The organism is Kitasatospora sp. NPDC085879 (assembly GCF_040686255.1).
Classification (GTDB): domain Bacteria; phylum Actinomycetota; class Actinomycetes; order Streptomycetales; family Streptomycetaceae; genus Kitasatospora.
In genome coordinates this window covers 129761-141540 of the sequence record NZ_JBFBJZ010000017.1, presented here as the reverse complement: position 1 = coordinate 141540, position 11780 = coordinate 129761, and the positions used below count along the sequence as shown (strand labels likewise).

7 protein-coding genes are annotated in these 11780 nt (G+C 72.3%); 4 read left to right on the top strand and 3 right to left on the bottom strand.

The annotated features are described in order from the left end of the window. The first annotated feature begins 443 nt into the window (after positions 1–443). The 3 genes from AB0P35_RS15950 (at position 444) to AB0P35_RS15940 (ending at position 4285) form a co-directional block, all read left to right on the top strand. On the top strand, positions 444–1835 hold the full coding sequence (locus tag AB0P35_RS15950) for a phosphomannomutase/phosphoglucomutase (protein WP_363511045.1): 1392 nt from the start codon (positions 444–446) through the stop codon (positions 1833–1835). A 130-nt stretch (positions 1836–1965) separates the two neighbouring features. Beyond that, positions 1966–3159, top strand: coding sequence for a mannose-6-phosphate isomerase, class I (gene manA, locus AB0P35_RS15945; protein WP_363511043.1), 1194 nt, complete (start codon positions 1966–1968; stop codon positions 3157–3159). Between the two features lie 202 nt (positions 3160–3361). Continuing rightward, positions 3362–4285, top strand: a complete 924-nt coding sequence (locus AB0P35_RS15940; RefSeq protein ID WP_363511041.1) for an NADP-dependent oxidoreductase — start codon at positions 3362–3364, stop codon at positions 4283–4285. Between the two features lie 78 nt (positions 4286–4363). On the opposite strand, the gene AB0P35_RS15935 is transcribed toward AB0P35_RS15940, so the two are convergent. The 3 genes from AB0P35_RS15935 to AB0P35_RS15925 all read right to left on the bottom strand — a co-directional run bounded on the left by AB0P35_RS15935 (position 4364) and on the right by AB0P35_RS15925 (position 10863). After that, a complete protein-coding gene (locus AB0P35_RS15935) occupies positions 4364–7123 on the bottom strand; it encodes a right-handed parallel beta-helix repeat-containing protein (RefSeq protein ID WP_363511039.1) in 2760 nt (919 codons plus the stop codon). A 260-nt stretch (positions 7124–7383) separates the two neighbouring features. After that, on the bottom strand, positions 7384–10140 hold the full coding sequence (locus tag AB0P35_RS15930; protein WP_363511037.1) for a right-handed parallel beta-helix repeat-containing protein: 2757 nt from the start codon (positions 10138–10140) through the stop codon (positions 7384–7386). Between the two features lie 99 nt (positions 10141–10239). After that, positions 10240–10863: an HD domain-containing protein gene (locus AB0P35_RS15925; RefSeq protein WP_363511035.1), complete on the bottom strand. Its 624-nt coding sequence runs from the start codon at positions 10861–10863 to the stop codon at positions 10240–10242. Positions 10864–11076: 213 nt separating this feature from the next. On the opposite strand from AB0P35_RS15925, the gene AB0P35_RS15920 reads away from it, so the two are divergent. Beyond that, complete coding sequence (locus tag AB0P35_RS15920; protein ID WP_363511033.1) at positions 11077–11640, top strand: dihydrofolate reductase family protein; 564 nt, start codon at positions 11077–11079, stop codon at positions 11638–11640. The last annotated feature ends 140 nt before the right edge of the window (positions 11641–11780 follow it).

Genomic DNA, 11780 nt, shown 5'->3' with positions numbered 1-11780 from the left:
TTCTCGGCCTCGTTGTAGGTCGGGATGATCACCAGCACCCTGCCGAGATCGGCGAAGGTGGTCTCCTCAGGGGCAGTCACGGCACAGCCTTTCGAAAATCTTCGGGAACGATGCGGCGAGCCCGCGGCCGGAGGGGGATCGACAGCGCATGTCATCGCGACAGGGCCCGGATGGCATCCGAGCACATGGCCCGGAATGCGGATCGTACAACGTCGTGTCCACCCGTCCGGCCGCCGGGACCGGGCGCCTCCGGGCAGCAGGTAGTCTCGGGTCCACTTGAACACCCGAGGGTCGCGCAGCATCCGGTCGCTCGTGACCGGCTCCACGGCCCGCCGACCGCCCCTCCCGGGGCATCGGCGGCGGACGTCGCCCGGAGCCCCGTACCGGGTGTCGACCGATGACCGTGCGGGCCGTCCCGCACCGAACAGGGTGGGAGATCCGCCATGCGGGACCTCAGTCAGCTGGTGAAGGCGTACGACGTCCGGGGTGTGGTGCCGGACCAGTGGGACGCGTCCTACGCCCGCGCCTTCGGCGCGGCCTTCGTGCAGGTGCTCGGCGCCTCCGCGGTGGTCGTGGGCCACGACATGCGGCCGTCCTCGCCGGAGCTGTCCCGGGCCTTCGCCGAGGGCGCCGCCGCCCACGGCGCGGACGTCGTGGAGATCGGCCTGTGCTCCACCGACCAGCTCTACTACGCCTCCGGCAGCCTCGACCTGCCCGGCGCCATGTTCACCGCCTCGCACAACCCCGCGCAGTACAACGGCATCAAGCTGTGCAAGGCCGGCGCCGCGCCGGTCGGCCAGGACACCGGCCTGACCGAGATCCGCGAGCTCGTCGAGTCCTGGCTCGCCGAGGACGGCACCGTCACGGTGCCCGCCGCCGCCGAGGGCGTCACCCCGGGCACGCTGTCCTCCCGGGAGACCCTGGAGGGCTACGCCGCCTACCTGCTCTCGCTGGTCGACCTGTCCGCGATGCGGCCGCTCAAGGTCGCCGTGGACGCCGGCAACGGCATGGGCGGCCACACCGTCCCGGCCGTCCTCGCCGGGCTGCCGGTCGAGGTCGTGCCGATGTACTTCGAGCTGGACGGCACCTTCCCCAACCACGAGGCCAACCCGCTGGACCCGAAGAACCTGGTCGACCTCCAGGCCAAGGTGCGCGAGGTCGGCGCCGACCTCGGCCTCGCCTTCGACGGCGACGCCGACCGCTGCTTCGTGGTGGACGAGCGCGGCGAGCCGGTCTCGCCCTCGGCGATCACCGCCCTGGTCGCCGAGCGGGAGATCGCCCGCGCCCGCGCGGCCGGCGAGGAGAAGCCGACCGTCATCCACAACCTGATCACCTCCTGGACGGTCCCGCAGGTCGTCACCGACCTCGGCGCCGTGCCGGTCCGCACCCGGGTGGGGCACTCCTTCATCAAGGAGGAGATGGCCCGCACCAACGCCGTCTTCGGCGGCGAGCACTCCGCGCACTACTACTTCCGCGACTTCTGGCGCGCCGACACCGGCATGCTCGCCGCGCTGCACGTCCTCGCCGCCCTCGGCGGCCAGGAGCTGCCGCTGTCGCAGCTGTGCGCCCAGTACGACCGCTACGCCGCCTCCGGCGAGATCAACTCCACCGTGGCCGACCAGGCAGGACGCACCGCCGAGGTGCGCGCGGTCTACGGCGCGCTGGAGGGCGTGTCCGTCGACGAGCTGGACGGCCTGACCGTGGCCGGCGACGACTGGTGGTTCAACCTCCGGGCGTCCAACACCGAGCCGCTGCTGCGCCTGAACGTCGAGGCGAAGGAGCCGGCCCGGATGGCCGAGCTCCGCGACGCCGTCCTGGCCGTGGTCCGCGCCTGATCCCCGGACGCTCCCCCGCGGTGCGGCGGCCCGGCCGGGTCGCCGCACCGCACTGTCCGTACACACCGCTCGGCTAGAGTCTGCCGTTCCGACAGAACCACCCCGCAGGGAACAGCGAGGAACCGAGCCGATGGACAGGCTGCAGAACACCGTCCGCCCCTACGCCTGGGGATCGACCACCGCCATCCCGGCCCTCCTCGGCGAGCAGCCCACCGGGGAACCGCAGGCCGAGATGTGGATCGGCGCCCACCCCGGCGCCCCCTCCCGCCTCGACCGCCACCACGGCCCGGCCACCCTCGACCAGGTGATCGCCGCCGACCCCGAGCGCGAACTCGGCCCCGCCGCCGTCGCCCGGTTCGGCCCCGGACTCCCCTTCCTGCTCAAGGTCCTCGCCGCCGGCCAGCCGCTCTCCATCCAGGCCCACCCCACCCTGGCGCAGGCCCGCTCCGGATTCGCCGCCGAGGAGGAAGCCGGCATCCCGGTCGACGCCCCGCACCGCAACTACAAGGACGCCAACCACAAGCCCGAACTCATCTGCGCCCTGGACGAGTTCGAGGGCCTCTGCGGCTTCCGCGAGCCCACCGACGCGGCCGCGCTGATGGCCTCGCTGGGCGTCCCCGCGCTCGACCCGCTGATCGACATCCTGCGCAGCAAGCCCGCCCCCGAGGCGCTCGCCGACGCGCTCGCCCACATCCTCTCGATGACCGGCGCGAAGGCGGACCGCACGGTGACCGAGGTGGCCGGAGCCGTCGAGGCCGCCGCCGACGGCGACCCGACCGGCGCCCTCGCCGGCTACGCCTTCGCCGCCCGCGAGTTCCCCGGCGACACCGGCCTGATCGCCGCCCTGCTGCTCAACCACATCCGGCTGCAGCCCGGCGAGGCCCTCTACCTGGGTGCCGGCATCCCGCACGCCTACCTGCGCGGCACCGGCGTCGAGATCATGGCCAACTCGGACAACGTGCTGCGCTGCGGGCTCACCCCCAAGCACATCGACATCCCCGAGCTGCTGCGCGTGGTCGTCTTCGAGCCCACCGCCCCGGACGTGCTGCGGCCGGCGGCCGCCGCCGACGGCGAGCACCACTACCCGGTGCCGATCGACGAGTTCCGGCTCTCCCGCTACACCCTCGGCGCCGAGCCCGCGGTGCTGGACGGCCGCGCCCCGCAGATCCTGCTCTGCACCGAGGGCGCCGTCCGCCTCACCGGCGCCGACGGCGAGACCCTGGACCTCGCCCGCGGACAGTCCGCCTTCCTCCCCGCCACCGGCACCGACACCGCCGTCGCGGGCCCGGGCGCCACGCTCTTCCGCGCCACCGTCACCCTCTGAACACCGGTACCGGCCGCCGGACGGACCACTCCGCCCGGTGGCCGAACCACGGGTGACGCCACGTCGGCACCGCTCCTCCGCACCCTGGGATCGGCGATCCCAGGGTGAGCTCTCCTCTGCCGCCCTCCGCCGCGCGGTGACAGCCTCGGAGCACGCCACCCGGCCGGGCACCCGCCCGCCGACGAGATGCGAGGAGAGCACCATGCGCGCCGTCACCGTCCACAGCTACGGCAGCCCCGACCGGGCCGAGATCACCGACGCCCCGGTGCCCGTCCCCGGCCCGGGCGAGGTGCGGATCCGCAACCGGGCGCTCGCCGTCCACCCCGCCGACACCGCGGTGCGATCCGGCCTGGTGGCCGCGCTGCTGGGCGCACCACCCTTCCGGCTCGGCTGGGACGCGGCCGGCACGGTGGACGCGGTGGGCGAGGGCGTCACCGCCTTCGCGGCGGGCGAGGAGGTCATCGGCCTCTCGCACTGGTTCGCCACCCGCAACGGCACGCACGCCGACTACGCGGTGCTGCCCGCCGACCAGCTCGCCCCCGCCCCGGCCGGGGTCCCGGCCACCACCGCCGCGGCCCTCCCGCTCAACGGACTGACCGCACTGCAGGCCGTGGAGCGCACCGGCCTCGACGCCGGCGGCACCCTGGTGGTCACCGGCGCAGCCGGCAACCTCGGCCACCTCACCACCCAGCTCGCGCTCGCCCGCGGCCTGCGCGTCCTGGCCGTCGCCGGCCCCCGGGACGAGGCGGAGCTCACCGCCCTCGGAGCCGAGTTCGTCGCCCGCGGCGAGACGGCCGTGGACACCCTGCGCGCCCTCGCCCCCGACGGCGCCGACGCGGTGATCGACACCGCCGGCCTCTCCGCGCCGCTGCTCGCGGCGGTGCGGGACGGCGGGCTGTTCGTCGCCGTCCGCCCGCCGGCCGCGCCGGACGCCGAACGCGGCATCGAGGTCGCGGTCCACGACGTCCGCCCCGACGGACCGGCGCTCGCCGGCCTGGCCAAGCAGGTCGAGGACGGCCGGCTCACCGTCCGCGTCGGCTCCGTCCACCCGCTGGAGGAGGTCGCCGCCGCGCACGCCCGGCTGGAGGCGGGCGGCACCCGCGGCGCGGTGGTGCTGGAGCTCTGACCCGGGCGGCGGACGCACACGGGCCGGGCCCGGTACGGCGCGAGGTCCGTACCGGGCCCGGCCCGTGGTGTGCGGCCGTCAGGTGGACATGTAGTAGCCGAAGGCGTCCACGATCAGATCCATGTTCCCGGTACCGGAGTTCCAGAAGTCGACGATGCCGTTGCGCCCAGTGCTCGCCTGCACGAGGTTGGGCACGGTCTGGCCGGGCAGCCAGTTGAGCACCGACGCCAGCGGACGGTTCGGCCAGACCGCGCCGCCGTACTGGTACTGGTCGATCCGGTTCGGGTCCGGCGACACCGTCAGGAAGCCCGCGCCACGGGTGTTGGTGACCGTGGTGTTGAGGGCCAGGGCCGAGACGTCGGTGCGGGTGGTGAAGAACGGGATGTAGATGTAGTTGCCCGGCTTCAGCTGCCCGTACTTCCAGGCCGGGTCACGGGTGTCGAGCACCCGGGAGGGGTTGATCGGGATGTAGGCCGCGGTGCTCGCGGCGCTGTAGTAGCCGACCACGTCCACCACCACGCTGCTGCCGGCGGGGCTGCCGTTGAACACGCGGATCCGGCCGTCCTGGCCGACCGGTACGACGACCGCGTTGGCGATGGTCTGGCCGCGGCCGAAGTTCACGTTGGAGGCGAGCGGGCGGGTCTGCCCCTCTGGGTAGGCGGTGAGGAAGCCCGCGGCCTGCGGCTCGGTGACGGTCATGTTCAGCGCCACCGCGGTGATGCCGGAGGCGGGCAGCTGGGCGCGTCCGTTGCCGGCGATCTGCACGGTGAACGAGCCGTTCGCGGGCACCTGGCCGCGGGCCGTCCCGGTGCCGTCGCGGGTGTCGACGAGCCGGACGGGGTCGACCGCGCTGTAGCCGCTGGACTTGGCGGTGCCGAAGTAGCCGGTGATGTCCGCGATCAGGTCCACCGTGCCCGGGCTGCCGTTGTACAGGTCGACCCAGCCGTTGGCGCCGACCGGCACGATCGCCAGGTTGGGCACGGTCTGGCCGGCCGAGAAGTTGACGTTCGAGGTGCTCGGCCGGCCGTCGCCCTCGCCGAAGGCGGTGATGAAGCCCGGCTTCGCCGTGTTGGTGACGGTCAGGTTCAGCACGGCGGCGACGACGCCCTCCGGGATGCCGCCGGTGCCGCCGATCTTCACCCGGGCCGAGGAGAACGGCTGGACCTTCGCCGGGGCCGCACCGGTGCCGTCCCGGGTGTCGAGCAGCCGGACGGGCCCGTAGGCGGTGTAGTGGGTGCCGGCCGTCTCCACCCGGACGGCATTGGCCACCGACTCACCGGTGTTGTCCTTCACGGTGACCGTGACGGCGTACCTGCCCGGCTCCGCGTAGCTGTGCGCGCTCTGCTCGTTGAAGCCGCCGTACCGCGAGTACACGGAGTTGGTGCCGTCGCCCCAGTCGGCGGTGATCACCAGCGGGATGCCGGAACCACTGGTGACGTCCGTGGTCAGCGCGATGCCGTAGGCGCTGGTCTGGGTGACCTTGATCGCCAGCGCCAGCGTCGGGTTGGCGTTCACGTACTGGACGGCGCCCCGGCTGTTGTACGGGCTGACGCCGAAGAAGTCGGTGTCCAGCCGGCCCGGCGCATCGGGGTTCGCCGTGCCGATGACGGCCGAGCCGGCGGTGGGCCGGAAGTCCATCACGGTCTGCTCACCGACCGCGTGGAGGTTCTCGCTGTACGCCTTCTTGGTGTCGTCGAGGTCGTGCGCGCCCTGCCCGGTGGCGGCCCGGAAGGCCTCCAGGCCCGGCTGCACGGTGCCCGCCCAGTCGTAGGGGGCCGTCGCGTCGTCGCGGTACACGTAGAAGGCGTTGTAGTCGGCGGTGGTGCCGGGGGCCGACTCCGCGGACACGGTCACGTCCGCGTCCCAGCTGTGACCGTGCTCGGTGCAGAAGGACTTGAACCCGGCCATGAAGTACGTGTCGTCGTCGTTGGAGTCCTCGAAGAGGTTGTTCTGGACGGACACGTCGGAGGAGGTGCCGAGGACCGCGAGGCCGGTCGAGCAGCCTCGCTGCACGGTGTTTCCGGTGACCGTCAGGCCCTTCACGCCGGTCGCCGTGATGCCGGAGGCCGCGATCAGGTTGCCCGCCAGGGTGACACGGCTCGCGCCCTCCGCGATCGCGATCGCCGAGACGTCCTTGGCCCACTTGTCGGAATCCAGGTACGTCCGGGTCACCGTGACGTACCTGGAGGCGCCGTCGACGGCGAGCACGTCGGCGGCGTAGCCGTCGATGTAGTCGGAGTCGAAGGTGATGTCCGAGGAGTTGCGGACCTCCACCACGTGGGTGTTCCCGGCCGACAGGCGCAGGTGCGCGACCTTCACACCGGTGACGCCGTCCAGCACGAGCGCGGGCTTGCCCCAGGTCTCGCCGCCGGGCGCGATCCACGGCTGCTTGTCGTCGCCGACGATCGTGATGTTCGAGGTCCGCACGGTGATCGACTCGGTGGAGTAGTACCCGCCGCGACCGAGCACCTGGATCGTGTCGCCGGGCGCCGCCGCGTCCACCGCGGTCTGGACGTGGCAGTACGGGGCGGCCTTGGTGCCCAGCCCGGTGCCCTGGCAGAACCCGCCGTCGGTCACCGTGTAGAGGGTCTTCCCCGACCCGGTGTCGCGGCTCAGCTCGGAAGCGGAGCGCAGCGGTGTCAGCTGGGGGCGGTAGGCCTTGGCCGCATCGCTCTCGAAGGACGTGAGGTTCGCGGGGCCCCCGCCGGCGAACGGCGAGCCGGGAACGGCCCGGGCCCCGGCGGGAGGTGGGGAGCCGGCCGCACTGGCCGTTCCCGGAACGAAGGCAACGGCGGCTGCGAGGACGGCAGTCGCGGCTGCGAGACGGCGGTGGGACACCGACACTCCAGTCCACTGGAAGGATGATCACACGATCAAACGCGCACAGAGTAGCGGTCAACTGCGCCTACGAACAGTGAATTCCGGCCACCGCACCGGAGCCTCCCACCACCTCCTTCCCGGCCCGTGGCTCGCGGGTCTCGCCCCACAGCCGCGCACGACCACGAGATCCGGCCACACCACCGCGTCCCGTGCCGGTGGAAGGCAGAGGGCCCCGGGAGGCGGCGATCGCGTCCCGGGGCCCTCCGACGGTCGGAGCGTCAGCCCTTGTCGTAGTAGCCGGAGATGTCGACCACCAGATCGGTCGTGCCGGTGCCGGAGTTCCAGAGGTCGACGATGCCGTTGGCGCCGGCGGCCGCCTGAACCATGTTCGGAACCGTCTGGCCCCGCTCCCAGTTCAGGGTGGACACCAGGGGCTTGGCCGGCCAGACCTGCCGGCCCGCCCGGTAGGCGTCGATCGAGTTGGGGTCGGGTGACACGGTGAGGTAGCCGCTGCCGGTCGTCCGCGTCACGGTGGCGTTGAGCGTGTAGGCGGTGATGCCCGGGTCGCCGGTCGAGAGCGGCAGGTAGACGTACCCGCCCCTGTCCAGCGGGGTCTGCCGGGCACGGGTGTCGAGGAGGCGTTGGGGCTGCACCGGGAGGTACGTGCCGGTGCTGCTCGTGCTGTAGTAGCCGACCACGTCGACCACCACGTCCGTCGCGCCGGGGCTGCCGTTGTAGATCCGGATCTTGCCGTCCGGGCCGACCGGGACGACGACGGCGTTGGCGATCGTCTGCCCCGCCGCGTAGTTCAGGTTGGACGCGACGGGCGGTGTGGGCCGCCCGCTCGGGTAGGCGGTGAGGAAGCCGCCGGCCGTGGCGCCCGTCACGGTGACGTTGAGGGCCACCGCGGACACACCGCTGTACGGAACGTACCCGTCGGACGTCGCCGTTCCGCTGATCCGCACCTCGAACGACCTGCTGCCGGAGAGCTTTCCGGGATCGACACCGAAGCCGGAGCGGGTGTCGACCAGCCGGGTCGGCGCGGTCGGGGTGTAGCCGCCGGCCGCCGTCCGGGTGAAGTAGCCCGCGATGTCGGCGACCAGGTCGACCGTGCCGTTGGAGCCGTTGTACAGCTCCACGTAGCCGTCGGAACCGACCGGCACCACAGCGAGGTTGGGCACGGTCTGGCCGGCCACGTAGTTGACGTTCGAGGTGGTCGGGCGGCCGCCGCCGTACGGGTACGCCGTGATGAAGCCCGGTGCGGTCGGCGAGGTGACCGTGAGGTTCATGACCACCGCCGTGGCGTCCTGCGGGATGCCCTCGTTCCCGCCGACCTTGAGGTGGACGGTGCCGAACGGGCCGACCTTCCGCCGGGAGGCCCCGACGCCCTCGCGGGTGTCGAGGACGCGGGTCGGGCCGTACGCGGTGTAGTCCGAGCCGGCAGTCACCACTGCCAGGGTGTTGACGAGGGTGTTGCCCTTGCTGTCACGCAGGTGGGCCTCGACGGTGTACGAGCCGATCTTCTCGTACGTGTGGGTCACGGGGTACGTGCCGTCCACCGGCGTGCCGACGTGGTCGCCACGGCCGTCGCCCCAGTAGACGTCCAGGCGGCCCTCCGGGCCGGCCGACTTCGAGTCGACGGTCAGCCGGACGGCGTGGCCGGAGATCTGCTCGGCCGTCAGGCCGAGCGACAGGCCCGGGTTGGTGGGCTGCGCGGCGCCCCGACTGTTGAACGGCGTCGCGCCGAAGAAGTCGGAGCTCGGACGGCCGGGTGCGGCGGGGTTCGCCGTTCCGATCGAGGCCGAACCGTTCTGCAGCAGGTAGTCGACCTTGGCGATCGAGAAGAAGCGGATCTCGTGCTCGTTGGGCTTCTTCGGGTCGACGAGGTCGTGCCCGCCCTGGCCTGCGACGCCGGCCCGGAACTCGTCGAGCGTGCCGTAGGTGGTGCCCGACCAGCCGTAGGGCGCGGTCGCGTTGGCGCCGTCGATGTAGAAGGCGTTGTAGTCCGCGGTGGTGCCCGGGGCCGACTCCGCCGACACCGTCACGTCGGGCGCCCAGCCCTTGCCGCCCGCGAGGCACGCCGCCTTGTGGCCGCCCATGGCGGCGTCGGTCACCGCGTTGGCGTCCTCGAAGAGGTTGTTCTCGACGAACACGCCGGTCGAGGCGCCGTCGACCGCCAGCGCCGGGGTGCAGCCGCGCTGGACGGTGTTGTTGGCGACGTTCAGCCCGGCCACTCCGGTGGCCCGGATACCGGTGGCGGCCAGGATGTCGCCGGCCAGGGTGATCGACTTCGCCCCCTCGGCAACGCTGACGCCGGAGCCGGTCGCCGACCAGTTGCCGGTGTGCAGGTACGTCCGGCTGACCGTCACATCGCGGGAGGAGCCGTCGATCGCGACGGAGGTGCCGCCGCCGTTGGCCGCGACGTAGCTGGAATCCAGGGTGATGTCGGACGAGTTCTTGATCTCGACGGCGGTGCCGCCGTTGCTCGTCTGCAGCATCAGGTTGCTGACGGTGACGTTCGAGACCCCGTCGAGCACCAGGGCGGGCTTGCCCGCGTTGCCGGAGTGAGGGAACAGCCAGGCCGAACTCCCGACGCCGACCAGCGAGATGCCTGAGGTCCGGACGACGGTGGTGTCCTCCACGATGGAGCCGGGCGCCCCGCCGATCTCGATCGTGTCGCCGGCCACCGCCGCGTCGACCGCCTTCTGGAGGTCGCAGTAGGGGTTGGCCTCGGTGCCGTCGCCGTCCGTCCGGTAGCAGTACGTGTCCACGAAGACGGTCCTGCCGGCGGTGGTGTTCCGCGGCTTGAGCTCTCCCTGCCCGGGCAGCGCCGCGCGCTGGGCCGGGACGGCCTTGGAGGCGGGGCTGCTGAAAGTCCTGAAGGCGGGGTTGCCGGCGCCGACGGGGGCCGAACCGCCTGTGGCCGCCGAACCGTTGAGAGCCCGGGGCGAGTCGGCGGCGCGTGCCGGACCCGGGATGAGGGCGACGCCGGCCGCAAGTACCGCGGCCGTCGCCATGAGGCGGCGGTGAGACACCGACCCTCCGTCCGATTAAAGGGTGATCATGGCAAAACGCGCTCAGAGTAGCGGTTGGTTGCGCCTACGAACAGCCGCTTTCGGCCACCGGACGGCACCTCACCCACCGAGCGGGTGGGCGGCCTGGTAGGCGAGCCGGGCCTCGGCGCCGTCGCCGATCCCGGTGAGGATCTCGTCGAGGGCCAGGAACTCCTCCCAGGCCGGGCGGCCGGCGGCCGCACACAGCTCGGCCACGACGAGGTCCTCCAGGCCCGGCACGCGCCTGTTCTTCCATGCCTTGTCGGCGAGGCTCACCAGAAGGTCCTCGATCCGCGTGCCCGGGGCCTCCCAGTCGGCGTGGCCCGCGGCGAACCGGGCCAGGCGCTCGGACACCCCGTGCGCCAGCAGGAGCTCCTGCCCCGCCGCCTCGTGCTCCGAGCCGGGGCCGGAGAGCTCGGCCGGGTGCCGGACCTTGCCGATGTCGTGCGTGGCCGCGCCGAACAGCACGGCCTCACGGTCGAGTTCGAGCCCGGGACAGCGCGCCGCCAGCCAGTCCACCAGCTGACCGGCGACCTCGTGCACGGCCCGCAGGTGCGCCACCAGGCGGGGCGGCGCACCGAGCGCCGCCAGCAGCTCGGCGGCCTCCGCCGGCAGCGGCCGCAGCGCCGGTTCCCGGCAGTCGTCCAGGGCGATGGCGAGCACGTCCACGGCGCCCGCCTTGTAGGGTCTCGCCGCCGATGACATGTCGGTCTCCTGTGACCTGCTGGTTCTCTGTTGTCCCACCGCGATGTCACCCAAGATCAGTCTCAGATCGATGCCATTTCCTCGGCGGAACGATGAGTCTGCGGCTGAGCCACCGAGCACGAGGACCACATGTGAGCTCGGATCGCGCACCGATGAGTCTCCCGCGCCGTGCCAGTCTGTACGCGTGAGACCGACTCACGGAAGGCCGGCGCCATGCGGAAACTGATCTACGGCATGAACCTGACCCTGGACGGCTACACCGCCGCGCCCGGCGACGACATCGGCTGGAGCGTGCCGAGCGACGAGCTGTTCCGGTTCTGGTCCGACCAGTTGCAGGCGACCGACCTGTCGCTCTACGGGCGCAAGCTGTGGCAGACGATGAGCTCCTACTGGCCGACCGGCGACCAGCAGCCCGACGCCACCCCGGCGGAGATCGAGTTCGCGCGCCGCTGGCGGGACATGTCGAAGGTGGTGTTCTCCTCGACGATCGACAAGGTCGACTGGAACACCCGCCTGGTCACCGGCGACGCGGTCGCCGAGATCACCCGGCTCAAGGCCGAGGACGGCGGCCCGATGGACATCGGCGGCGCGACGCTCGCCGGGGCGGCCATGCGGGCCGGGCTGATCGACGAATACGTGCTGGCCACCGCGCCGGTCCTGGTGGGCGGCGGCACGCCGTTCTTCACCGCGCTGGACAACTGGGTGAACCTGAACCTGGTGGAGACGCGGACGCTTCCCTGCGGCGTGATCCTGACCAGGTACGAGACGAGGCGCTGAGCGCCCGTCCCGGGTGACCCGGACTACCGCCCGAGCCACCCAAACGGGTGAAGCCCCTGAACTGCAGGTCTCATGGCAGTGGCATTTCTGCCATCCATCTGCCGACTGCCGTGAGATTCTGCCAAGGCTTTTGAGCCCCT

What these genes read in the sequence shown, in the direction of transcription:
- AB0P35_RS15950 (WP_363511045.1), top strand. Translation starts at nt 444, where the DNA reads ATGCGGGACCTCAGTCAGCTGGTGAAGGCGTACGACGTCCGGGGTGTG.
- manA (WP_363511043.1), top strand. Translation starts at nt 1,966, where the DNA reads ATGGACAGGCTGCAGAACACCGTCCGCCCCTACGCCTGGGGATCGACC.
- AB0P35_RS15940 (WP_363511041.1), top strand. Translation starts at nt 3,362, where the DNA reads ATGCGCGCCGTCACCGTCCACAGCTACGGCAGCCCCGACCGGGCCGAG.
- AB0P35_RS15925 (WP_363511035.1), bottom strand. Translation starts at nt 10,863, where the DNA reads ATGTCATCGGCGGCGAGACCCTACAAGGCGGGCGCCGTGGACGTGCTC.
- AB0P35_RS15920 (WP_363511033.1), top strand. Translation starts at nt 11,077, where the DNA reads ATGCGGAAACTGATCTACGGCATGAACCTGACCCTGGACGGCTACACC.